The organism is Burkholderia sp. AU6039, assembly GCF_002223365.1.
Classification (GTDB): domain Bacteria; phylum Pseudomonadota; class Gammaproteobacteria; order Burkholderiales; family Burkholderiaceae; genus Burkholderia.
This window is the reverse complement of record NZ_NKFK01000005.1, coordinates 2,472,206-2,494,808: the sequence shown is the minus strand read 5'-3', so window position 1 is coordinate 2,494,808 and position 22,603 is coordinate 2,472,206. Positions and strand designations below refer to the sequence as shown.

20 protein-coding genes are annotated in these 22,603 nt (G+C 63.9%); 15 read left to right on the top strand and 5 right to left on the bottom strand.

The features are described from left to right. The first annotated feature begins 16 nt into the window (after positions 1 to 16). The 6 genes from CFB39_RS28910 (at position 17) to CFB39_RS28885 (ending at position 9,047) form a co-directional block, all read left to right on the top strand. Positions 17 to 526 carry an OmpA family protein gene (locus tag CFB39_RS28910; RefSeq protein ID WP_089475699.1) on the top strand — a complete coding sequence of 170 codons (510 nt, stop codon included), beginning with the start codon at positions 17 to 19 and terminating at the stop codon, positions 524 to 526. 405 nt (positions 527 to 931) lie between these two features. Continuing rightward, positions 932 to 3,052 (top strand): type VI secretion system Vgr family protein, encoded by a 2,121-nt coding sequence (locus CFB39_RS28905; RefSeq protein ID WP_089475397.1) that lies wholly within the window; start codon positions 932 to 934, stop codon positions 3,050 to 3,052. Between the two features lie 21 nt (positions 3,053 to 3,073). Continuing rightward, the gene (locus CFB39_RS28900; RefSeq protein ID WP_089475396.1) at positions 3,074 to 3,496 is read left to right on the top strand and encodes a DcrB-related protein; all 423 of its coding nucleotides are present in this window, start codon (positions 3,074 to 3,076) and stop codon (positions 3,494 to 3,496) included. Between the two features lie 7 nt (positions 3,497 to 3,503). Continuing rightward, complete coding sequence (locus tag CFB39_RS28895) at positions 3,504 to 8,114, top strand: PAAR/RHS domain-containing protein (RefSeq protein ID WP_256991470.1); 4,611 nt, start codon at positions 3,504 to 3,506, stop codon at positions 8,112 to 8,114. Between the two features lie 11 nt (positions 8,115 to 8,125). Next, positions 8,126 to 8,566 carry a hypothetical protein gene (locus CFB39_RS28890; protein WP_244115357.1) on the top strand — a complete coding sequence of 147 codons (441 nt, stop codon included), beginning with the start codon at positions 8,126 to 8,128 and terminating at the stop codon, positions 8,564 to 8,566. Between the two features lie 31 nt (positions 8,567 to 8,597). Then, positions 8,598 to 9,047 (top strand): hypothetical protein, encoded by a 450-nt coding sequence (locus CFB39_RS28885; RefSeq protein ID WP_144030332.1) that lies wholly within the window; start codon positions 8,598 to 8,600, stop codon positions 9,045 to 9,047. Positions 9,048 to 9,182: 135 nt separating this feature from the next. Here the strand turns inward: CFB39_RS28885 and CFB39_RS28880 are convergent, their stop codons facing one another. Beyond that, positions 9,183 to 9,806 (bottom strand): hypothetical protein, encoded by a 624-nt coding sequence (locus CFB39_RS28880; RefSeq protein ID WP_089475393.1) that lies wholly within the window; start codon positions 9,804 to 9,806, stop codon positions 9,183 to 9,185. Between the two features lie 813 nt (positions 9,807 to 10,619). On the opposite strand from CFB39_RS28880, the gene CFB39_RS28875 reads away from it, so the two are divergent. The 5 genes from CFB39_RS28875 (at position 10,620) to CFB39_RS28855 (ending at position 15,598) form a co-directional block, all read left to right on the top strand. After that, entirely contained in the window at positions 10,620 to 11,735 is a 1,116-nt protein-coding gene (locus CFB39_RS28875; RefSeq protein WP_089426904.1) for a branched-chain amino acid ABC transporter substrate-binding protein, read from the top strand. A gap of 182 nt (positions 11,736 to 11,917) precedes the next feature. Continuing rightward, entirely contained in the window at positions 11,918 to 12,844 is a 927-nt protein-coding gene (gene livH / locus CFB39_RS28870) for a high-affinity branched-chain amino acid ABC transporter permease LivH (RefSeq protein ID WP_041493199.1), read from the top strand. A gap of 11 nt (positions 12,845 to 12,855) precedes the next feature. Then, a complete protein-coding gene (locus tag CFB39_RS28865; RefSeq protein ID WP_089475392.1) occupies positions 12,856 to 14,127 on the top strand; it encodes a high-affinity branched-chain amino acid ABC transporter permease LivM in 1,272 nt (423 codons plus the stop codon). After that, positions 14,124 to 14,897: a high-affinity branched-chain amino acid ABC transporter ATP-binding protein LivG gene (livG, locus tag CFB39_RS28860; protein WP_069252315.1), complete on the top strand. Its 774-nt coding sequence runs from the start codon at positions 14,124 to 14,126 to the stop codon at positions 14,895 to 14,897. The genes CFB39_RS28865 and livG overlap by 4 nt, the downstream gene beginning before the upstream one ends. Continuing rightward, positions 14,897 to 15,598, top strand: coding sequence for an ABC transporter ATP-binding protein (locus CFB39_RS28855; RefSeq protein ID WP_039366289.1), 702 nt, complete (start codon positions 14,897 to 14,899; stop codon positions 15,596 to 15,598). Before livG ends, CFB39_RS28855 begins: the two co-directional genes overlap by 1 nt. 81 nt (positions 15,599 to 15,679) lie before the next feature. Here the strand turns inward: CFB39_RS28855 and CFB39_RS28850 are convergent, their stop codons facing one another. After that, the gene (locus CFB39_RS28850; protein WP_089475391.1) at positions 15,680 to 16,531 is read right to left on the bottom strand and encodes a LysR substrate-binding domain-containing protein; all 852 of its coding nucleotides are present in this window, start codon (positions 16,529 to 16,531) and stop codon (positions 15,680 to 15,682) included. A gap of 132 nt (positions 16,532 to 16,663) precedes the next feature. On the opposite strand from CFB39_RS28850, the gene CFB39_RS28845 reads away from it, so the two are divergent. The 4 genes from CFB39_RS28845 (at position 16,664) to CFB39_RS28830 (ending at position 20,014) form a co-directional block, all read left to right on the top strand. Beyond that, complete coding sequence (locus CFB39_RS28845) at positions 16,664 to 17,644, top strand: hypothetical protein (protein WP_089475390.1); 981 nt, start codon at positions 16,664 to 16,666, stop codon at positions 17,642 to 17,644. Positions 17,645 to 17,673: 29 nt separating this feature from the next. After that, a complete protein-coding gene (locus CFB39_RS28840; protein WP_089475389.1) occupies positions 17,674 to 18,660 on the top strand; it encodes a 2OG-Fe(II) oxygenase family protein in 987 nt (328 codons plus the stop codon). Between the two features lie 13 nt (positions 18,661 to 18,673). Next, positions 18,674 to 19,597, top strand: a complete 924-nt coding sequence (locus CFB39_RS28835) for a DMT family transporter (protein ID WP_089475388.1) — start codon at positions 18,674 to 18,676, stop codon at positions 19,595 to 19,597. Positions 19,598 to 19,663: 66 nt separating this feature from the next. Beyond that, entirely contained in the window at positions 19,664 to 20,014 is a 351-nt protein-coding gene (locus CFB39_RS28830; protein ID WP_089475387.1) for a VOC family protein, read from the top strand. Between the two features lie 192 nt (positions 20,015 to 20,206). On the opposite strand, the gene CFB39_RS28825 is transcribed toward CFB39_RS28830, so the two are convergent. From CFB39_RS28825 to CFB39_RS28815, 3 genes are all read right to left on the bottom strand, one after another. Beyond that, on the bottom strand, positions 20,207 to 20,614 hold the full coding sequence (locus tag CFB39_RS28825) for a DUF2000 family protein (protein WP_089475386.1): 408 nt from the start codon (positions 20,612 to 20,614) through the stop codon (positions 20,207 to 20,209). A gap of 44 nt (positions 20,615 to 20,658) precedes the next feature. Then, positions 20,659 to 21,516, bottom strand: a complete 858-nt coding sequence (locus CFB39_RS28820) for an AraC family transcriptional regulator (RefSeq protein WP_089475385.1) — start codon at positions 21,514 to 21,516, stop codon at positions 20,659 to 20,661. 73 nt (positions 21,517 to 21,589) lie between these two features. Continuing rightward, positions 21,590 to 22,567 carry an AraC family transcriptional regulator gene (locus tag CFB39_RS28815; RefSeq protein WP_089475384.1) on the bottom strand — a complete coding sequence of 326 codons (978 nt, stop codon included), beginning with the start codon at positions 22,565 to 22,567 and terminating at the stop codon, positions 21,590 to 21,592. Between the last annotated feature and the right edge of the window lie 36 nt (positions 22,568 to 22,603).

The window sequence follows — 22,603 nt, the reverse complement described above, 5'->3', positions numbered from 1 at the left end:
ATCGAAGGGGTCAATGATGAACAACACGTTTCCGGTGGGCATTGGGCGCATGTGCGTCGGCAGCGCGCTGCTTTTGTGCATGCTGCTGGGAGGCTGCAATACGCCGCCGCTTCATCGTGGATTGACGCAGACGCAGGTCACCGCGCTCAAGTCGGCCGGTTTCCAGGAAACCCAGCAGGGTTTCGAGTTCGGCTCGACCGGGCCGATCCTGTTCGATTTCGATCGCTACAACCTCAAGCCCGATGTGCGGCGGATCGTCGAACGGATCGGTCGCACGCTCCACTCGGCGGGGATCAACGGGGTACGGGTCTATGGCTATTCGGACCAGGAAGGCGTGGACAAGTATGACGTCGAGTTGTCCAGGCGGCGGGCGGAGGTCGTCGCCCTTGAACTGGTCGACGTGGGGCTCGATGCGAAGCGCATCGCGGTCGTCGGGAAAGGGAAGAGCGATCCGGTCGGGGACAACAAGACGCCGGGAGGAAGGGCGCAGAACCGGCGGGCGGCGATCGTGGTGTCGCCGCGGTGATCGCGGCGGTTTCCGTGGGCCGGATGAAAGTAATTTGAAAGTTTAAGAAAACGTGCGATCGAACGCGGCGGCCGGCAGTGCGTAGCGGCACGGCAGCGTTTGCCAGCGCGCGCTCCGTTCCGAGCGTTCGCACTATTTCATCGTGACTGGGGGCGATGCCTCGCCCCGTACGGATCTGTCACACGTTTCATGCAGATTGTGTCCTGTTCCGCGCGTGCTGGCGCGGGGATTCGGCATGGGCGCCGCGTCCGGGCGGCCATGCCGCCGGCCTGTTTCCGGGCTATCGAGGGCCTGAACGGAAACGTTTGCAGGTGTCTTTCACGCGTGGGGATTTTGTCCTACATTATCGGGGCTTCGGGCCGGTCAACCGGCACCAGGAACCTGAGAACACAAGAAGGAACAAGCATGAGTTTCGCTCCGAACGGGGGTATTCCCACTGGAATGGGCGGTAGTCCGCTCGGCTCGTTGAGCGCGCTCGGCGGTCTCGCCGGTCCGATTGCGTCGAGTGTCGCCGGCAGCCTCGGGCCGCTTGCGGGCCTGGCCGGGCACGTCGACACCGTCCAGCGCGCGATGCAACTGGCGCAGACCGGCTTCTCGCTGATGGACAAGACGCCCGCAGCGATTGCCGAGGCGATCAACGGCGCCGCCAACCCCGCGCGCCTGACTCAGCTCAACCGCTACGTGACGCTCGATACGCCGCTCGGCCCGGACGTGCTGCTGGTCAGCGCTGCCGTCGTCGACGAGCACGTGAACCGGTTGCCGGAGATCCACCTCGACCTGCTGTCGCATCGCCACGACCTGCGCCCCGAGGACTTGATCGGCCAGCAGGTCAAGATCCGGTTCGACCAGCAGGCGCGCCTGTCGACGCTCGAACGCGTCGTCGCATCGGGCGCTGCCGACAACGATCGTTACTTCGACGGCTACGTCGCGTCGTTCGACCGCGCAGGCAACCCCGGCAACGTCACGCAATATCACCTGACGGCGGTGCCGTGGTTCTGGTTCCTGACGCGCTCGACCGACTGCCGGATCTTCCAGAACAAGACCGCGCAGGACATCCTCACCGAGATCTTCCAGGAGCACGGCTTCTCCGACTTCGTATTCGATGTCCGCACGGCCCAGAAGCCGCTCGAGTACGTCGTGATGTACCAGGAGAGCTACTACAACTTCTGCGCGCGGCTGATGGAGCAGGAGGGGCTGGTCTGGACACACCGCTACGAGAAGGACAAGCACATCCTGGTGATCGGTGATTCGAACCTGCTGTTCCGCCCGATCGACGGGCTCGCGACGGTGCCGTTCGCGGCCACCGAGGCGAGCGAGGACAGCGGCATCGACCAGTTGCATGAAGGCCGGCGCTTTGGCGTCGGCAAGGTCACGTTCCGCGACTTCAACCATCAGAACCCGTCGTCGCCGCTGATGCTGGTGGAGGCCGGGCCGCAGAACCTCAAGCATGCGCGGCTCGACGCGACCGAGCGGTTCGAGCACCAGTCGCTGTACGACCACGGCGACGACGGCAACCGTTACGCGCGTTTCGCGATGGAGGCCGAGGAGGCGCAGGCCCATCGTTATACCGGCGGCGGCTACGCGTGGCGCATGACCACGGCGGGCGCCGTCACCGTGGCGAATCACCCGGTGCTCGAGAACAACCAGGAATACGTGATCCTGCACGTGCGTCACGAGGCGGTGAACGACTACACGCAGCACAGCGCGAAGCTGCCGTATCGCAACAGCTTCGCGCTGCTGCCGAAGAAGATTCCGTACCGTGCGCCGCGCGGCACGCCGAAGCCTGTGATTCACGGTACGCAGTCGGCGATCGTCGTCGGGCCGAAGGGCGAGGAAATCTACACCAACGGGAGCGCCGTGAAGGTGCACTTTCCGTGGGACCGGCGCGGCAAGAAGGATGGCTCCGATTCGATGTGGATACGCGTATCGCAGCCGTGGGCAGGCGACGGCTGGGGCGCGGCCGCGATTCCGCGGATCAAGCAGGAAGTGCTGGTGGCGTTCAACCAGGGGGACCCGGATAACCCGGTGATCGTCGGTCGTGTGTTCAATGGCGAACAGGGCAACCCGTATCACGGCGCGGCCGGTCAGACGATGGGGATCAAGAGTCAGACGCACAAGGGTGCCGGGTCCAACGAGCTCTTGATGAGCGACGTGAATGGCGCGCAGATGCTCTACATGCATGCGCAGAAGGACATGCATACCGTCGTCGAGGACGCGCAGTGGACTCAGGTTCTCAAAGGCGACCGGACCGTCGAGGTGGGGAAGGGCAACCATACGACGGCCGTCGCGGTTGGCAACCTGTCGGACGTTGTCGTGCAGGGCAATACGCTGCACAAGACGCCGCAGGGCGTGCATACACTCGAAGCCAAGGAACTCTGGATCAAGATCGGTGGCGACGGCGGCACGCGGATCCACATGACGGCTGACTCGATCGACATCTACAAGGGCGATTCGGTGATTCACCTCGATGACAGCAACATCAATATCCAGGCGTCCCGAACCGACATCAATCCGAAGAACGGCTAACAACCATCAGGATCACAAAGCATGTACCAGATGCAGGAAGGCACGTTGGCGTTGCCCGTGGAGTGGCAGGACAAGACGATGAACGTATTCGTGTCGGCGGCGGCCGGCACGGAGGGCGTGAGTTTCGTGATCACGCGCGAGCGGCTGCCATGGGGCATGAAGTTTGCCGAATATGTGGCAAGCGAAATCCGGAAGGTGGCGAAGCAGGTGCCGGATTATTCCGAGGTGGCAAATGAGGACGCCACTGTGTCCGGGCGCGCTGCGCACGTGCACGAGTTTACGTGGACGAACAATCAGGCGCTGATTCATCAGCGGCTGACGATGGTGGAATACGGACCGGTCGTCCTGATGCTGACCTTCACTGCTCCCGGTACGTTGAGCGACACCCAGCGCGAACAAATCCGGGCAGTGATTCAGAGCCTTCAGCTGCGCGATCCGATCTGAGGCCGCAATGTCGGACACGCCAAATTACAACGAGCCGAGCGGCAGCGCACAGGAGCGTCTCGCTCAGATCGCCAAGCTGGAGGACGGTGACGCCGCCAAAGCGGCCGAGCAGCCGTTTTACGAGAACCTCAACTACGGGATGCTCGGGGCCGACGCGGGCCTGACCACGCTTGAGGGGACGGCAGCCGGGTTGAGTGCGGCGGGTACGGCGTTGGCGGGTGGCGCAACCGGCGGAGCGGCATTAGGGGCGGGTGCGGTCGCGGCCGGTACGGTGATGCTGCCGCTGGCGATTGCTGTCGGTGGCGCGTGGGCGCTCGACAAAGTCGGCGTGACGGGATGGCTCTCAAAGGAATTCACGCAGGTCGGTGACGCACTAGGCCTCACGATCGGCCGCGGTGATCCGCATCCCGCGTGTATCGGCGATCGGATCGCGCACTCGTCAGGATTTATGGGGATCCTCGCCGGCATTGCCGTAGGGGTCGCGATTGGCGTGGCGGTGGCGGCGACCGTGGCGACGGGGGGACTCGCCGGGGCGTTGATCATCGGCGCGTGCATGGCGGGCGGCCTGACGCTGGGCGGTGCGCTCGCGTCGGCCAGCCAAAGCATGGGCAGTAACTGTGGCGAGATCGTCACCGGTTCGAGCAACGTGTATTTTGAAGGTAAAAAGGTGGCGCGCGTCACGGACCTGGTGAGTTGCGAGCATCATTCCGGCGTGCCGCAGCCACTCGTTGACGGCAGCAAAACCGTGTTCGTCAACGGCCTGCCGCTGGTGCGGATCGGCCACGAAACGCACTGTAGCGGCAAAGTCAATTCGGGGCGTAACAGCATCTGGATCGACAAGACGACCGGACACTACGGCCCGAAGAACCCGGAGTTGTCCGCGACTCAGGAATTCCTGGCGGGTTTGCTCGGGGGGATAGTCGGCGGCGGTGTCGGAAGATTTGCCGGCAAGGGGTTGCGCGAAAGATTCAGGCCCGAGCCCACCCGATCCGCCGAACAGAGCGGCATCAAGGACGAGAATCGACCGAAGTGCAAGGATCCGGTTGATCCGGTATCCGGGGAAATGCTGGAGATTCGCACGGATCTCGCCATTCCGGGCATCCTGCCACTTGAATTCAAACGACGCTATCGGACTCGATCGGACGATCGCGGATTGCTCGGTCACCGCTGGTCGGATAACTGGTCGCAGCATCTGACATTCGCCGACGGTCGCTTCGTCCGATTTCATGACGGTGCAGGTCTTGTGATCGGCTTTGACGCGCCCGACATGGCGCTCAACGGTATCAATCTGCGCGAACCGCGTTATCGGCTGCTCGGAAGCCGGCTCGAGCCGCGTATCTTCGATCGCGATACGCGGCAACTGCGTATTTTCTCGCCTCTTGTCTATGGCAGTTCTTCTCGCCTCGAGCGGATCGAGGACCTCGACGGTAACGCGATCGTTTTTTCTTACGACTCTACTGGCCGTTTGAGCGGCATGGCTCATAGCGATGGCTATCGGCTCGAGGTGACCTATCACGGGTACGACCGTCGCCTGCAACGGATCGTTCTTCACGATGCGGACGGGGATTCCCGAACACTCGTGGACTATGACTACCAGAACGGCATGCTTACCCATGTGGCGAGCTTCCAGTTTGGGCAGTTCCATTACGCGTACGACGCGCACGGCTGGATGACTCAATGGCGGGATACCGATCAGACCGATGTCCGATATCGGTACGACACGGCGGGCCGTGTTGTCGAGACCGGTACACGGCAGGGCTATCACACGGGGCGGTTCATTTACGAAGCCGGTCGCACACGCGTGAGTGATGTCGATGGCGAATGGATCTACGACTATAACGATGACGGTCTTGTAACGGCCGAAACCGATCCGCTTGGCCATTGCGTGCGCTCGGAATGGGAACTCGGTCGTTTGATGGCACGGATCGATCCGCTGGGGCGCAGGACGGATTATCACTATGACGATTTCGGCCAGCTGATTTCGGTAGCCGAAAGTTCTGGACGCACGATTGGCTTCGAATATGACGACGAGCAGCGCCTTACCGGAGCGCGCTTGCCGAACGGTGATCGGATCAGGCTCGAGTATGACCATCTGTACCGATTGATTGCACGCACCGAACCAGACGGCGCCAGAACGACCTATCGGTACGGTCCCGGTGGAGAACTGCTGCGAGTGATTCAGGGCGATCGCGAGACGCGCCTGGACTACGACGACCGATTGCGACTGACGGACATCGAATTGCCTGGAGGAGCGCACTTCCGGCGCAAGACCGACGTACTGGGGCGGGTGTTGGAGGAAACGTCGCCCGAAGGACATGTGACGCGTTTTCGCTATATCGAAGGCCCTGATAATCCGCGCGGCCTGTTGAGCACGGTCATCCGTCCCGACGGCTCGATGTCGCATGCGAAATACAACGGTGAAGGCCTGCCCGTCGAATGGATCGATCCACTTGGACGTACGATCCAGCGGACCTATGGCCCATTCGATCTGCTCACGGCGTCGATCGACGCCGCCGGACATGCAACGCGTTTTGAGTACGACCACGCGACCCGGTTGACGAAGGTCATCAACGCACTGGGCGAAGCCTACTCGTACCGCTACGATGCGGCCGGGCGACTCGCCGCCGAGATCGACTGGGGTGGCCGCACGACCCAATACGAGCGGGATGCCGCCGGTCGCTTGCTGGTGAAGACACTGCCCGACGGTGGGCAGTGGCGCTATAGATACGATGCTCACGACCGGCTTGCCGAAATCGATGCAGGCGACGTGAAGCTTACCTATCGTTACGATGCGGGCGGACGGCTGGCATCGGCGGAGGTTCAGGGGGGGCACTCTCATGTGACACGCTTTGCGTACGACAGCAGCGGCCGCCTGATCGGTGAAGATCAGCATGGCGAACTGTTGCGGCACGTCTACGACGCCGATGGGCAACGCTGTCTGCGGATGACCCCCAGGCGCGAGACGGCCTATGCGTACGATAAGTCGGGGGCGCTGATGCGGGTCGGGGCACTGACGATCCAGCGTGATGGCCTGGGGCGCGAAATCGGCCGACAGGCGGGAGACTTTGTCGCACGGCAACAGTACGATGCGCTTGGCCGTATCCACCGGCAGATTGCAGGACCTGCCGTGGCGTTCGATGCCTTGCAAGTGGATCCGGCTCGTGCGTTCGAGCAACTGATGCGGCAGGTCTATCACTACGATATGGCTGGGCAACTGGAGCGCATCGACACCGACGCCGATACGCTTACGTACCGGCGCGATGTGCGCGGCCAGATCGTTTCCGCGGAAGGTCTGCTGCAGCCGACGGAGCACTTCCGTTACGACGCGGCCATGAACATTGCCGCACACGGGCAGCAGGCGCCCGTGGATGTCCATCACTACCGTCGAGGCGGCTTGCCGGAACGGGTCGGCTATGCGCGCTATCGATACGACGCCCGTGGCCGCACGATCGAGAAGACGGTTGAACAACCCGGGTTCCGGCCGAAAACGTGGCAATACACGTGGGATGGTCTCAACCGGCTCGTAAAGGTCGTGACGCCCGAATGCGGCGTCTGGGCGTATCGTTACGATGCTTTCAATCGCCGGATGGAGAAGCATCAGGTTGGTGGCGGCGAAGCGGTGAGATTCTTGTGGGATGGTCCGACGGTTGCCGAGCGCTGGGTCGAGCAGAAGGACGGCACGACGGGGCAGGTGGTGACGTGGCATATCGAGCCGGGCAGTTTCTTGCCGTTCGCGCAGGAGACCGACGAAGGCCTATATCCGATTCTGACGGACCAGATTGGCATGCCAAAGGCTGCGTTCGACGAGCACGGTAAGCCGGTATGGAGGGCCGCATATTCCTTGTGGGGGAAATTGCTGCCGGCAAAGCGGGCGGCGAACGATGCGCGCGTCGTACCGATCGATACGACGCTGCGCTTTCCCGGCCAATGGGCGGACGACGAGACGGGGCTCAACTACAACCTGAACCGGTACTACGATCCCGATTCGGGACAGTATCTCAGTCCCGATCCAATCGGACTGGAGGGTGGACTGCGGACGCAAGGGTACGTTACCGATCCTTTCGCCGAATTCGATCCTCTCGGCCTCGCGACTTGCAGCACCAACGACCCTCCAGTCGATAAGGGTTTGAGCGGCCGTGGTGTGCGCCCGGGACCCGGCGAACGTTCGCTGACGAAGGAGCGGTATCGTGAATTGATGCGCAATCGAAATCAGGGCGACGCGCTACAGGCTGCTTTGGATCAGAAGATTGCGTCTCAGGACTATGTCTATCGCGCGACCACGTGGAGGGCTATCGAAAATTACCGCAAGCAAGGCAGCATCAGTGGCTATAAGGGTGCGGGGACGTACATGTCGACGGACTATGTCGGGACGAATCAAGGTGTGCTAATGGATCGCGGTCAGGTTTTCCAGCATTGGGGACCGCCCGACGTATTATTGAAAATTCCGACATCGGAGCTGTCTTCCGCAACCGTTCCAAGACCGCTCGGAGGAAAGCTGTCGGTTGGATGGGAACCCGAGACATCGTTCTATCCAGCGGCCGGATCCGGCGGACAGAATCAGTTCATGGGAACAACCAAATCGTGGTCTGACGACTGGATTATTCCGGTCGAAAAATGAGTGTGAATGATATGGATCAGGATATTCAACGGATGCTTCGCCGTTATCGCGATCAGGACATTGATTTGCAGCAATTGCGAGCGTGGTTGGACAGCGAGCGCGCACGTGTCGACGCACAAATTCCGCGGGGTCAATTGCTCAAGCTCAAGCGAGGAAGCGAAGCACAGAGCAATGGAGCGGTGGCGCAGCTGCTTCCGGCATGCGGGTACTGTCTTAGTGTTGGTTCGCCCAAACAATTCGTATCCCGCCAGGAATATCAACAATATTCGCAACGCCGCGACGCCGCGGTTGCCAGCGGAGTCCTCGCGGAAATTGCCCCCCCTCCTTTTGATTCCGAGGGGCCCGGGTCGGCTGGTTCTGCAATGTACTATCGTTGCACCCGATGTCATTCCATCTGGGTATTCGTGGAGCCGGAGAGGGCGGACAACGGCTTATGGGACAGGGTTCTTTAGAATTCGGGGAATGGTGGTGGGAGGGGTAGGCATGATGGAACAACAGCACCTCTTTACGTTGCCCGAGGATTGGTGCGAGTTTGCGTGTCCCCGCTCGGAGTGTGATGTCGACCATGTGCGAATCCAGGCAGAACTCGAAGTCGAGCTTCACCCTGACCACCCATTTTATGAACATAAGCTGAGGGTGATGGCGCATGCCACGGGTACCGACGACGTTCTTTGCGCTCACACGGACGAGTCGGGGCGTTACTCGATAATTCACCTTACTTGGGGAGGGCACCCTGAGCTAGGTGCCTGCCCGACCATCGATTTCGATGGCGACTGGCATGACGTTTGTCGCTATTTTGGCCATGTCACTGACGTGCTGGACCGAGTTGCAGAAGACGAGCGCCTCGGGCTGCGCGAGCCGATGACCACGACGGGAACGCCTTCACGGCCGGTCGTGATTCGTTGTAACAAGCAGAATGACGTCGAAAGATGATCGCCTGTGTTTTATTCCAGCCGTAAGGCGTGGATCGATATTGAGCCTGGTCGGCTGACTACAGCGCAACTGTAAGCGCAGTGCTGCGGATGACCGGGCTGGGCAGCCGCAATGGCAGCCGCCCGATATCACCCCTCACCACCCGATATTGCAAGACGACCGCGACGTCCCCGCACCGCCCGTCGCCGTGCACTTCGTCCCCGCGCCGTTGTCATAAAACGTCCGCGTTTCCGGTTGCGGCACCGAAGGATCGAACGGATTCGGCGCGCCATGCGGACCGCGCGGCGCATCGTACGGCCGCTGCGGCGCATACGAACCGCCACTACCAGCCGGCCTTGAGCCATTCGCGCGCAGATACTCATTCCAGTTCTGCTCACGCTGCTCATATCCAGGCACTGCACGACCAAAACTGTCACTCCCACCCGCACCAAGCGCAACGCGGTTCGAGGGCAATACCAAATCGGGCTCGTGCTCACCCGAAGGCGTCGGCACCACAAGCGCATCGCTCGTCACCCGCAACGGCCGCGTATCAGGCGTATCGAACGGACCACGCTCCATCGGCGCGGCGTATTCCAGGCGACTGTGGCCCATTCGCGCCGCATGCCCGTCATCCCGAGCCGCAGCCCGACGCTCCGACCGAAACACATTGGCACCCACCGACCGATCGGTCAGCGAATCGCGTCCGGAAGCATCGACGGCAGAAACAGAAAGCGCACACGCGATCGCGGCGGCGGAAGAGAGGCAGAGAGGATGATTCATCAGCGTTCCGAAGCAGGTGATATGCGATGAGAAAAAAACGGCAGATCACTGGCTGGCGACTGGGCGACGGACGGGCGTCGAAGCGGCCCTGAAGCGACTGCGAGGCGCTGGGTACGCGACTCACAGGAAGGCTGGCTGGATTGCAGAAGCGAATTCGTATTATTTCATAAAAATAACAATCAGCTTCCAGATGTTTAGTTTTATTTGTAAACAGTAGGATTGACCGCCTCGATCGAACGCCCCGAATTGGTGCCCAGCAAAGCAATCATCAGTTGATTAAGTTTCAGCGGTCCGACCCTCAACAACCCGAAAACGCCCCGCACGAAATCCGAGACCGCCAAAAGCCAAGCGCAGCAAGGCACCCACCCAATCAGCCCCACCCCATAGCAACCCAATTGCACCCCAACCAAACGTTCTCGCCACTCACGCGGTTGCGCCCCCATCGCCACCGCTACCCCCAAAACCCTCCGTGTTTTCCCTCGGTCGACCGGCATTTTTGACAGACGATTTAAAAACGCCCATATAATTTCGACTGCCTTGCCAATGGCTGTCGGACCATCCCTCCGAACAAGCGATTTGGCAAGCGGGGCAGGCGAAACGCTTGCGCAATGCAAGACGCATCACGATGTCTTTCCGAACCAGACGTCCCCTTTCGGGGACTGCAAGAGCCGGGCCCCGCTACGCAACATTCCGCTGGAGTTCCGTCTTCTATGTGTCTCGGGCGTGTCCCATGTCCTCGCCCCGGGTGCTGTTCGATTGCGCAAGTCATGCCGCCTTTGCCCGTATGACTAAACAACATCGAGGAGCTCCCAGATGACGCTGTCCCGTCTTACGTCCATTTCCGCCGCCGTGCTGTTCGCCGCCGGCGCCGCCGCCGCGCAAGCGGAAACCGTGAAGATCGCCATCGCTGGTCCGATGAGCGGTTCGGTCGCCCAATACGGCGACATGGTGAAGGCCGGCGCGCTGACCGCGATCGAGCAGGTCAACGCTGCAGGCGGTGCGGGCGGCAACAAGCTTGAAGTCGTGATGATGGACGACGCATGCGAACCGAAGCAGGCCGTCGCCGTCGCCAACAAGATCGTCAGCCAGAAGATCAAGTACGTGATCGGCCACGTGTGCTCGGGTTCGACGATCCCGGCCTCCGACATCTACGAGAACGAAGGCATCGTGATGGTCACGCCGTCGGCCACCGCGCCGCAACTGACGGAAGGCAAGAAGCGCCACTTCATCTTCCGCACGATCGGCCGTGACGACCAGCAAGGCCCGGCCGCCGCGCACTACATCATCAACAACGTGAAGCCGAAGAAGGTCGCGGTCCTGCACGACAAGCAGTCGTACGGCCAGGGCATCGCATCGTCGGTGAAGAAGGACCTCGAAGCCGCGAAGATTCCGGTCGTGCTGTTCGAAGGCATCAACGCAGGCGATTCGGACTACTCGGCGATCATCACGAAGCTGAAGTCGCAAGGCGTCGACTTCGTCTACTTCGGCGGCTACCACCCGGAAATGGGCCTGCTGATGCGCCAGGCGCGCGAGCAGGGCGTGAAGGCCACGTTCATGGGGCCTGAGGGCGTGGGCAACAAGGACGTGACGGCGATCGCCGGCCCGGCCTCGGAAGGCATGCTCGTCACGCTGCCGGCCGACTTCTCGGCCGATCCGGCCAACGCGGCGCTCGTGAAGGCGTTCGCGGACAAGAAGCGCGACCCGAACGGCCCGTTCCAGATGCCGTCGTACGCCGCGGTGAAGATCATCGCCGACTCGATCGCCGGAGCGAAGACGACCGATCCGACCAAGGTCGCCGCGTACATGCACAAGACGACGTTCGACACGCCGATCGGCAAGGTCGCGTATGACGCACAGGGCGACCTGAAGGCGTTCAAGTTCGTCGTGTACACGTGGCACAAGGACGCGACGAAGACCGCCGCCAAGTAAGACGGAGTACCCGCCCGCGCATGCCGCCCTGTCCGAGACCCGGACGGGGCGGGTGCGTATTGGCCGCGCATCTGCCCATTGCGCGGCCATGGGGCGGCCCGAGACGACACCGTGCGTTGCGCGCGGCCACGCCGTGATCCGGCGACGGCAGGCGACACGACGCCAACGGGAGCTTCCCGCACATGACTGACTTCTTTCCCCAATTCGCCCAGCAGCTGGTCAACGGCCTGACGCTGGGTGCGATCTATGCGCTGATCGCCATCGGCTATTCGATGGTCTACGGCATCATCGGCATGATCAACTTCGCCCACGGCGAGATCTACATGATCGGCGCGTACGTGGGCCTCGTGACCCTCACTGCCATCGGCATTTCCGCCGGCTATCCGCTGCCGCTCGTGCTCGGCGCCGCGCTGATCGTGTCGGTGATCGTCACCGGCCTGTACGGTTTCGCGGTCGAGCGCGTCGCGTATCGGCCGCTGCGCGGCGGCCCGCGCCTCGTGCCGCTGATCTCCGCGATCGGCATGTCGATCTTCCTGCAGAACTACGTGCAGATCGGCCAGGGTGCGCGCGACGTGTCCGTGCCCGTGCTGATCTCCGGCGCATTCGACATTCACCTCGGTGGCGACTTCGACGTGACCATCCCGTATTCGCGCCTGATGATCGTCTGCGTGACGCTCGTGCTGATGATCGCGCTCACGCTGTTCATCTCGCATTCGCGGATGGGCCGGGCGTGCCGCGCATGCGCCGAGGACATGAAGATGGCGAACCTGCTCGGCATCGACACGAACCGCGTGATCTCGTTCACGTTCGTGCTCGGCGCGATGCTGGCGGCCGTCGGCGGCGTGCTGATCGGGCTGACGATCGGCAAGCTGAACCCGTATATCGGCTTCGTCGCGGGCATCAAGGCGTTCACCGCCGCGGTGCTCGGCGGGATCGGCAGCATCCCGGGCGCGATGCTCGGCGGCGTGTTGCTCGGCCTCGCGGAAACCTTCGCCGCAGGCTACATGCCGGCCGAGTACAAGGACGTCGTCGCGTTCGGCCTGCTCGTGCTGATCCTGCTCTTCCGCCCGACCGGCCTGCTCGGCAAGTCGGACATCGAAAAGGTTTGAGGGAGACGCAGATGAGTCAAGTCATTTCCGTTCGCCGCCCGGCCGCCGACGCTTCGATCGGCCAGGCGCTGAAAAATGCCGTGGCCGCCGCGTTCCTGACGGCGATCCTCACGATCCCGGTGCTCGGGCTGCAGTTGAAGCTCGAAGGCTACCAGGTGGTGCTCACGCCGCACTGGCGGCCGGTGTGGATCGCGGTCGCGGGCGTGTTCCTGTTCCAGCTGTTCAAGCCGTGGCTCGTGCGCGCGAAATCGTCGGTGAAGCTGCCGGCGCTGCCCGCGATGGGCGCGCAGCAGCAGCGCGTGATCGTCTGGGTGCTGCTCGCGGTCGGGCTCGTGTGGCCGTTCTTCGGCTCGCGCGGCGCGGTGGACGTCGCGACGCTCGCGCTGATCTACGTGATCCTCGGCCTCGGGCTGAACATCGTGGTCGGTTTCGCGGGGCTGCTGGATCTCGGCTATGTCGGGTTCTACGCGGTCGGCGGCTATACGTACGCGATGCTGAACCAGTACTTCGGGCTGTCGTTCTGGGAATGCCTGCCGCTCGCCGCGATCGCGGCCGCGACGTTCGGCTTCCTGCTCGGTTTCCCGGTGCTGCGGCTGCGCGGCGACTATCTCGCGATAGTCACGCTCGGCTTCGGCGAAATCATCCGCCTGCTCGCGAACAACCTGACGAGCCTCACGGGCGGCCCGGACGGCATCTCGGGCATCCCGAAGCCGACCGTGTTCGGCTACGAGATGGTGCGCAGCGCGAGCGTCGAAGGCGCGAAGACCTTCCATGAACTGATCGGGCTGGAATACAGCGGCGACCACGTGGTGATCTTCCTGTACCTGCTCGCGCTCGTGCTGGTCGGCTTCACGCTGTTCGTGACGAGCCGCCTGATCCGCATGCCGATGGGCCGTGCGTGGGAAGCGCTGCGCGACGACGAGATCGCATGCCGTTCGCTGGGCCTGAACCCGACGCGCATCAAGCTGTCGGCGTTCACGCTCGGTGCGGCGTTCGCCGGTATCGGCGGCGCGTTCTTCGCGGCGCGCCAGGGCCTCGTGAATCCTGAATCGTTCACCTTCATCGAATCGGCGCTGATCCTCGCGATCGTCGTGCTCGGCGGGATGGGCTCGCAGCTCGGCGTGATTCTCGCGGCGATCCTGCTGACCGTGCTGCCGGAAGTCGCGCGCGGCTTCGCCGAGTACCGGATGCTGATCTTCGGTCTCGTGATGGTGTTGATGATGATGTGGCGTCCGCAGGGCCTGCTGCCCGCGAGCCGTCCCCACGTGGAGCTGCCGCAATGAGCGCGAATACGGAACTGTTGAAGGTCGCCGGGCTGCAGATGCGCTTCGGCGGGTTGCTCGCGGTGGACGGGATCGATTTCGACGTGCGTCGCGATGAGGTGTTCGCGATCATCGGGCCGAACGGCGCGGGCAAGACCACGGTGTTCAACTGCGTCGGCGGCTTCTACAAGCCGACCGGCGGCGACGTCGTGCTCGACGGCCACGCGATTGGCGGGCTGCCGAGCCACAAGATCGCGTTGAAGGGCCTCGTGCGGACGTTCCAGAACATCCGCCTGTTCAAGTCGCTGACCGTCGTCGAGAACCTGCTCGTCGCGCAGCACCGCAAGGTGAAGGCGGGGCTGCTGCCCGGCCTGTTCTCGACGCCCGCGTATCGCCGTGCCGAGAAGGAAGCGCTCGAACGCGCGGCCGTGTGGCTCGACCGGATGGGGCTGACGTCGGTCGCCAACCGGCCGGCGGGCACGCTGTCGTACGGGCACCAGCGGCGCCTGGAGATCGCGCGCTGCATGATCACCGAGCCGCGCCTCCTGATGCTCGACGAGCCGGCGGCCGGCCTCAACCCGCAGGAGAAGATCGAGCTGCAGCACCTGATCGACAAGCTGCGCCGCGAGTTCGGCGTATCGGTGCTGCTGATCGAACACGACATGAGCCTCGTGATGGGCGTGTCCGACCGCATCCTCGTGATGGAGCACGGTCGGCCGATCGTGATCGGCACGCCGGAAGCGGTCCGCAACGACCCGCGCGTGATCAAGGCGTATCTGGGGGAAGAGTGATGCTGAAGCTGGAACAGGTCCATACGCACTACGGCGCGGTCGAGGCGCTCGCGGGCGTGTCGATCGAGGTGAACAAGGGCGAGATCGTCACGCTGATCGGCAGCAACGGCGCCGGCAAGACGACGCTGATGATGACCGTGTGCGGCACGCCGCGCGCGTCGTCGGGCCGCGTGCTGTTCGAGGGCAAGGACATCACCGCGATGTCGACGCACCAGATCATGCGGCAGGGGATGGCGATCTCGCCGGAAGGGCGGCGCGTGTTCCCGAGCCTGACGGTGCTCGAGAACCTGAAGATGGGCGGCTTCTTCGCGAGCCGCCATGAGATCGACGACGGCATCGAGCACGTGTTCAAGCTGTTTCCGCGCCTGAAGGAACGGGCGACGCAGCGGGCCGGCACGATGTCGGGCGGCGAACAGCAGATGCTGGCGATCGGTCGCGCGCTGATGAGCAAGCCGCGTCTGCTGCTGCTCGACGAGCCGACGCTCGGCCTCGCGCCGCTCGTGATCGCGCAGATCTTCGACATCATCCGCACGATCCGCGACGAAGGCGTCACGGTGTTCCTCGTCGAGCAGAACGCGAACAAGGCGCTGGGTGTGGCCGATCGCGGCTACGTGCTCGAAACGGGGCGCGTCGTGCTCGCCGATACGGGCGCGAACCTGCTCGCGAACGATCGCATCAAGCAGGCGTACCTCGGCGGTTGATGCCGAACGCCGCCGGCCTGCAACGGGCCGGCGGCGCGTCCTCTTCGCTTTCTCATGCAAGGCCGGTTCCCGGCCTTGTCTTCATCCGATCCTGAAGGTGCTTTTCAGAACGTCGCGCAGATGCAGCGCGGCGCGATTGCTGTCGTCCGTCAGGATGGTGATCAGGTGCGGCGGGAGATCGGGCAGCACGATCCCGGCGACGTGGCTCGTCAGGTTGCCGGACACGCGATCGTGTTCGATGAGGCCGACCGCGAGGCCGTTCGCGATACACGCCTCGACCGCCGGCGAACTGGCGCTCTCGAGCAGCATCCGGTGCGGGATCTTCGCCTTCTTCAGCGCGTTCAGCGCGGTGTCGCGGTACGGGCAGCCCTGCAGTTGCACGGCGATTGGCAGCGGCGCGTCGGGATTGAACTTGAAGGTTCGCGCGGTGACCCACACCGGATGGGTCTTGCTGAGCAGCTCGCCGTGCGGCGTCGCTTTCGGCACCACGGCGATCGTGATGTCCAGCTGGCCGCGCGCGAACAGCGACTGCAGCTCTTCGCTGGAGCGTGCTTCGACCGTCAGTTCGAGCAGCGGCCGGTCGGCGGCGAAGCGCGGCAGGAATTCCGCCATGAAGTGCGCGGCGTACGAATCGGGGATGCCGAGCCGCAGCTTGCCGGTCAGCATCTGCGGCGACAGCGATTCGACGAGCCGGTCGTGGCTCAGCAGAAACTCGGTGGTGTCGCTCAGCAGCTTGTGGCCGTACTGCGTGAGCTCGACGGCCTGGTTGTTCCGCGTGAACAGACGCTGCGCGACCATCTCCTCGAGCTTCTGGATCTGCGCGGTGACCGACGACGGGCTGCGATTCACATGAGCGGCCGCATCCTTGAAGCGGCCGAGCTTCGCGACGGCGTGGAAGGTTCGCAGCAGGTCGACGTCCAGGGTGCGCGGCATGATTTGGTTTTTCCGAATCAGTGATTCAGGTAATGTCGATTGACGGAATTATTGAGCATCCCATATTCTCGGTCAACAGGCAGACAACGGCAGGCAGCCGGTCGCGCGTTGCACGTATCCGGGGAACGATTCATGTCGATCAATGATTTCGTTGTAGATGCATTGGTGCGGGACAGGAAGTTGAAGGCCGAGTCGGTATGGACGGTCGAGAATCACGAAAAGTATTCGACGCTCAAGCGCAGCGACGATGACGCGAGGAGGAAGGAAGCCGGGCGCGAGGTGTTTGCGCTGATGCGCAACCTGAACGAGCTGGGCGTGCGGAGCCCCGCGCTGTGCGCGGACCGCGACGGCAACGGTTCGTTGCGCGAAGCGATCGGCCAGTTGAGCGAGCGGCTCGCGACGTTGTCGCGCGGCCGCGATGTGCATTACATCGAGCTCGGGCCGGAGCCGGTCAAGACGACCGAACTCGTGAAGGCCGTCAGCGGCGGCGGCCCGGACCATCTGCGCTATACGGCCGTCGACATCAACGAGTCGTCCGAAGACGCGATGCGGCACGCGATCATGCCGTTCCTGAAAACGCCCGGCTGTTTCAACTACATCGCCGACGATTACCGGAACGTGCAATGGAACCACATCGACGTGGGCCAGGACGTGACGTTCATCACGATGCTCGGTTTCCAGGAAGGCAACGAATTGCCCGTGACGATCGGCCGGCTGATCCGCAATCTCGGCGGCAGGTCGACCTACGTCGTGTCGGAGATGCAGCTGCTGGTCGAGGGGAGGGAGGAGCCCATCTACAACTTCTACCGGAACGAGAACATGGTGCGGTTTTCCGAAGTCGTCAGCCGGCAGCAGGGCTTCGAGCCGCTCGGTGAGCACCATGTGTCGATCGTCCGGCTCAACCTGCTCGGCGACCAGTTCCATGTGGCAGTCACGTTGCAACCGGTATCGAAAGCCGGGGCCGACGGGCACCTGATCACCAACGTCTGCCTGAAATACACGCCGGAGCAATTCCGCCACGTGCGCCACAGCCACGCCAATTGCCGCGTGATCGACGAACTGCACAGCGGCGACGGCAGCGTCGTGTACCAGATCGCCCAGTTCAAGGCCTGAATGCCGCAACCACGACAGCGAGGCACGCGATGAACAAGGGAAATGCATTGCCGGTGTTTGCGCGCGGGTTCGATCGGGTGCGGCTTGCGTTGCAGACGTCGCTGTCCGGCGGCGCGAATGTCGACGGCTCGCTGGATGCCGCGACGGAACCGATGCGCTGGAGCAGCGCCTGCCTGCGCGACGACTATGAAGTGCGATACCGGCGCAATCTCGACGCGCTCGGCTATCGCGGTGTGCCGATGCGCGGCACGCGCTCGGATGCGCTCAACGCGGTGTGCCATCTTCGCGGGCTGTTTTCCGACGAGGCGGTTGCTGCATTGCGCGAGATCGGCCGCGCGCTGGAGCGCAGCGCGTCGAGCAGCAACTGGATCATCTCGAAGCGCGTGCGTGCGGTGACGGAGCGCTCGCGGTTCATCGACGACATGATGCACGACCGTGCGTTCCTGCTGCGGGTGTCGCGTCTGGCCGGTGTGCCGCTGATTCCGTATCCGATGGTCAATGCGCGCTCGCAGTTCAACTACTACTACCCGACGAGCCAGCGCGACGGCAAGGAACAGCTGGGCATGTGGCACACCGACGGCACCAGCTTCGTGCTGAACATCGTGCTGTCGGATCGATCCGACTACGAGGGCGGAAACTTTCTGTTCTACGAATCGACCGCGGAGACGTTCGATCGCCATGATCGCGAACGCCGGCACGTGAAGACCGCGAATCTGGACAACGCGGGCGACGCGCTGCTCATCTATGGCAGCAAGCTGTTTCATGGCGTCGAACCGGTCGAGTCGGGCCGGCGCATGTCGCTGGTGCTGTCGTTTCATTGCCCGACCACGCGGGAGGACGACAACGGCTTCTGGCATCTCGCGTCGGACGACGGCATCCCGCGCACGGTCGTCAACTGGCTGGCGCTGCAGCGCGCGCTCCGGGACGACGCCGAACTGCAGTATCACCGCCTCGGGCTCGAACCGATTCGCCCCGGGGATCTGGCGGACCCGCGCCTGTCCCCGGCAACTTTCTGAGAGCCGTCGCCCCATGCAGCTATTCCTGCTCCAGCTCGTTTTCGTGTTGTCGTGGAGTTCCGGCTTCATCGGCGCCAAGCTCGGCGCGGAGACGGCCGGCGCGTTCAACCTGCTGTTCTGGCGGTTCCTGCTCGTCACGCTGTGCCTCGCGATCGTCCTCAACCGGCAACTCGCGCGCCTGACGTGGGAGAAGCTGCGCTATCACGCGGTGATCGGCTTCCTGTCGCAGTTTCTTTACCTGGCCTGCGTGTACGTGGCGATTCAGCATGGCCTGCCGCCCGGCATTGCCGCGATCGTCGCCGCGATGCAGCCGCTCATCACGGCCGCGATGACGTCGCTCGAAGGCAGCGAGCGCAGCGGGGCGCGCCAGTGGGCCGGGCTCGTCGTCGGATTCGTCGGCGTGGGCATCGTGATCGGCGGGCAGTATGCGCTGCCGGCCGGGTCGGTCGGGCTCGTGATGTACCTGCTGCCGCTGGTGTCCGCGCTGGGGCTGTCGATCGCGACGATCTATCAGCGGCGCCGTGCGCTGACGGCCGCGCGCAGCAACGAGGACGGGCTGTTCCTGCCGCTGTTCGTGCAGGGCTGCGTGAGCCTCGTGCTGTTCGCGGTGTGCGGGATCGTCACCGGCGACCTGCACGTGCCGACCCAGCCGAACGTGTGGGTCTCCGTCGTGTGGCTGACCGTGTTCTCGACCTTCATCGCCTATCTGTCGTTGTGGGCGTTGCTCAAGCGGATGCCCGCGACGCGCGTGGCGACCCTCGTCTATCTCGAACCGCCCGTGACGCTGATGTGGGCCGCGTGGATGTTCGGTGACCGGATCGAGGTGACGACCTATCTCGGCATCGTGGTCGTCGCGATCGGCGTATGGCTGGCCGGCAAGCACGTGGCGCGGCCCGCGCGGGCGCGGCGGGCGAACATGGGGGCGGCCGGCCGTTGATCCACTGGTTGCGCGCGCGGTTCCGGTGTAGCGTCGCGGTACTGTCATGCTCAGCGAAGGAACCCGATGAAAGTCAAACGGATCGTCGCCAATATCGACACCCGGTCAGTCGACGACGCCAAGCGCTTCTACCAACGGATCTTCGGCCTCGACCTGCTGATGGACCACGGCTGGATCGCGACCTACGGCAATGCCGAGCAGATGGACGTGCAGATCAGCTTCGCATCGGAGGGCGGATCGGGCACGCCGACCCCCGATCTGTCGATCGAGGTCGACGACGTCGATGACGCACTCGCACGCGTGCTTGCGGCCGGGATTCCGGTCGAGTACGGCCCGGCTGACGAGCCGTGGGGCGTGCGGCGGTTCTATGTGCGCGATCCGTTCGGCAAGCTGGTCAACGTGCTTGCGCATCGCTGATTCCGAAATACATCGCGGCGGGCTGCGTCGTGCCCGGTCACGCCTGGGCATGACGGAGGGCGTACCGGGCGAAGTCAATGTGTAGCCCAATCGGCTTCGATCGTAGCGAAATGCGCTACATCCGGGCAATTCGTCCGAATCGGGACAAAATCGGCCACGCGGGCTGTATCGGGTAGCCCGAACGTCGGTGCATCACGCATGCAACGCCAACCCCTTCACCGCCTTGTCGACCGCCTTCTTCGGCCCGCGCAGCGCCAGCCCGACGAAGTCGAGATTCTCCGCGTCGCCGGCCCGAAACACGTCGCGGTTGGCCGCGTCGTGCCCGGTCGAAAACATCGCGTGCACGTAGGGCACGATCGTGAGCTCGCGCGACAGCGCCTGCCGGTGCGCGGCCTGCAGGCCGTTCAGGTCGGCCGAGAACACCAGCATCGGCTGGCCCAGCATGCGGCCGTAGCGGCGTCCCGCCGCATCCTCGTACGGTTCGCCGAGCGCTTCGGGCGCTTCGGCCGCGACGCCGGTCGCGAGAAACGCGACGACATTGAGTTTCTGCCACGCGGCGAGATCGTCGCGCACGATCAGCGCGACCTTGGTATCGAACATGAGTGCTCCTTGTAGAGACGCTCATGATCGGCTGCCGCGCGCGATCAGTCTGGAACGTTTGTGCAGAGTTGCCGGTAAGCGGCCGGCGTGATCCGGTACGCGCGGCGGAACCAGCGGCCCAGGTGGCTCTGGTCGGCGAAGCCGACGTCCGCGGCCGCCTGCGCGGGCGTGCGGCCGGCCGCCAGCAGCCGGCGCGCGGCACGCAGCCGCAAGCGCACCAGGTACGCGTGCGGCGACGTGCCGAACGCACGCTGGAACAGCCGCGTCAGCCGGAACCGGTCGATCCCTGCTGCATGCGCGAGTTCATCGAGCCCGATGTTGTCGTCCATGTGTTCATGCAGCAGATCGCGCACGCGTGCGATCGCGGGCGGCACGACGGTGCTTTCCAGCACGAGCGGCCCGCGCAGTTCGCCGCCGAGCCGGATCAGCAGGCGGTCGAGCGTCTGGTCGCGCGCGAGCTTGCCTTCGTTGCCGTGGATCGCGAGAAACGCCTGGCGGATCGCGTCGACGAGGCCGCGATCGTCGACGAGCGTATGGCCGAACGACGCCTCGACGCCGCCGAGGCCCGGCAGGTCCAGCCGGCGCGCCGCGCGCTCGACCCACGCTTGCGGCAGGTACAGCATCCCGTAGGTGAAGCCGCCGGCTTCGGGCGCATGGCCATCGTGCAGCGCGCCCGGCTCGATCAGGATCGCGCGGCCCGGCACGCTCGTATGCACCGACCGGTGGCACTGGAATTGCTGGACGCCCTGTTCGGTGAAGCCGACCAGCATGTCGTCATGATCGTGCGCATCGTAGGCATGGCCGTTGAAATGCGCATGCAGGCTTTCGATGCCGGTTTCCGCATCGCGCCGCGCGACGAGCCAGTGGCCGGTTGTGTCGATGTGCTTCGCGGGTGTCGTCATCGGATGCGTCGCGCTTCGTCGTTGCATGACGAATAGTGTACGCAGGTCGCGGGGCAGTGGGGACGGGCGCGCATCATGCTTCGTTTGCCGTCGCCTGTTCGTCGCGGGCGTATTGCGCGGGCGGCCGGCCGACGTGGCGTGTGAACGCGACGCTGAAGGTGCTCGCGGAACTGTAGCCCACGCGCCCGGCGATCTCGGCGATGCGGCCCTCGTTGCGGCGGAGCAGGTTCTTCGCGAGCGCCATGCGCCAGGTGAGCAGGTATTCCATCGGCGCGACGCCGACCGCGCGGCTGAAGCGTTCGAAGAAGGTCGAGCGCGACAGCGCGGCTTCCCTGGCGAGCTCGACGACCGTCCACGGGTGCGCGGGGCGTGCGTGCATCCCGCGGAGCGCGGCGGCGAGACGGCTGTCGGCGAGCCCGCGCACGAGGCCGGGCGACGCATCCGTGCCGGCCGAGAATCGCAATGCCTCGATCAGCAGCACTTCCACGAGACGCGACAGCACGAGTTCGCGCGCGGGCCGCTGCGCACGCGATTCGTCCCGCACCAGTTGCACGAGCGTGGTCAGGCGCGGCTCGCCGCGCACGTGCACGTATTGCGGCAGCAGCGACACCAGCAGCGCAGCGTCGGGCGAACTGAAGCTGCAATTGCCCGCCATCATGCGCGTGTCGACCGGGCGGTCCGCGTCGCCGATCCGGTATTCGCCGTTATCGAGCATGACCGGGGCGGCCGTTTCGACACCCGGCGGCGGCAGTTCGAAGCTGGAGATCGACACGCCGTAGGCAGCCGGAATCAACACGAAATCGCCGGGCAGCAGCTCGATCGGCGGATGTCCGTCGATCGCGACGCGGCACCCGCCATCCAGGACCGCGCAATAGAACGGCTCGCCGGCGACCGTCCGGCTGATGCGCCAGGGGCTTGCGCCGTGAACCAGCTTGGAATACCGCGTGCTCGGCTGCAGCAGCGTCACGACCTCGGCCAACGGATCGATCATCGCCGGACTCTCGCAAATGAAAATCGGATTTTCGATTGTAGCGAATACGGATCCGGCCATCTATCGTACGAACACATGCTCAACACGTCACAGGAG

What these genes read in the sequence shown, in the direction of transcription:
- CFB39_RS28835 (WP_089475388.1), top strand. Translation starts at nt 18,674, where the DNA reads ATGCAGCTATTCCTGCTCCAGCTCGTTTTCGTGTTGTCGTGGAGTTCC.
- CFB39_RS28880 (WP_089475393.1), bottom strand. Translation starts at nt 9,806, where the DNA reads ATGAATCATCCTCTCTGCCTCTCTTCCGCCGCCGCGATCGCGTGTGCG.
- CFB39_RS28825 (WP_089475386.1), bottom strand. Translation starts at nt 20,614, where the DNA reads ATGTTCGATACCAAGGTCGCGCTGATCGTGCGCGACGATCTCGCCGCG.
- CFB39_RS28865 (WP_089475392.1), top strand. Translation starts at nt 12,856, where the DNA reads ATGAGTCAAGTCATTTCCGTTCGCCGCCCGGCCGCCGACGCTTCGATC.
- CFB39_RS28895 (WP_256991470.1), top strand. Translation starts at nt 3,504, where the DNA reads ATGTCGGACACGCCAAATTACAACGAGCCGAGCGGCAGCGCACAGGAG.
- CFB39_RS28850 (WP_089475391.1), bottom strand. Translation starts at nt 16,531, where the DNA reads ATGCCGCGCACCCTGGACGTCGACCTGCTGCGAACCTTCCACGCCGTC.
- CFB39_RS28815 (WP_089475384.1), bottom strand. Translation starts at nt 22,567, where the DNA reads ATGGCCGGATCCGTATTCGCTACAATCGAAAATCCGATTTTCATTTGC.
- CFB39_RS28855 (WP_039366289.1), top strand. Translation starts at nt 14,897, where the DNA reads ATGCTGAAGCTGGAACAGGTCCATACGCACTACGGCGCGGTCGAGGCG.
- CFB39_RS28840 (WP_089475389.1), top strand. Translation starts at nt 17,674, where the DNA reads ATGAACAAGGGAAATGCATTGCCGGTGTTTGCGCGCGGGTTCGATCGG.
- CFB39_RS28885 (WP_144030332.1), top strand. Translation starts at nt 8,598, where the DNA reads ATGATGGAACAACAGCACCTCTTTACGTTGCCCGAGGATTGGTGCGAG.
- livG (WP_069252315.1), top strand. Translation starts at nt 14,124, where the DNA reads ATGAGCGCGAATACGGAACTGTTGAAGGTCGCCGGGCTGCAGATGCGC.
- CFB39_RS28890 (WP_244115357.1), top strand. Translation starts at nt 8,126, where the DNA reads ATGGATCAGGATATTCAACGGATGCTTCGCCGTTATCGCGATCAGGAC.
- livH (WP_041493199.1), top strand. Translation starts at nt 11,918, where the DNA reads ATGACTGACTTCTTTCCCCAATTCGCCCAGCAGCTGGTCAACGGCCTG.
- CFB39_RS28845 (WP_089475390.1), top strand. Translation starts at nt 16,664, where the DNA reads ATGTCGATCAATGATTTCGTTGTAGATGCATTGGTGCGGGACAGGAAG.
- CFB39_RS28900 (WP_089475396.1), top strand. Translation starts at nt 3,074, where the DNA reads ATGTACCAGATGCAGGAAGGCACGTTGGCGTTGCCCGTGGAGTGGCAG.
- CFB39_RS28830 (WP_089475387.1), top strand. Translation starts at nt 19,664, where the DNA reads ATGAAAGTCAAACGGATCGTCGCCAATATCGACACCCGGTCAGTCGAC.
- CFB39_RS28910 (WP_089475699.1), top strand. Translation starts at nt 17, where the DNA reads ATGAACAACACGTTTCCGGTGGGCATTGGGCGCATGTGCGTCGGCAGC.
- CFB39_RS28820 (WP_089475385.1), bottom strand. Translation starts at nt 21,516, where the DNA reads ATGACGACACCCGCGAAGCACATCGACACAACCGGCCACTGGCTCGTC.
- CFB39_RS28905 (WP_089475397.1), top strand. Translation starts at nt 932, where the DNA reads ATGAGTTTCGCTCCGAACGGGGGTATTCCCACTGGAATGGGCGGTAGT.
- CFB39_RS28875 (WP_089426904.1), top strand. Translation starts at nt 10,620, where the DNA reads ATGACGCTGTCCCGTCTTACGTCCATTTCCGCCGCCGTGCTGTTCGCC.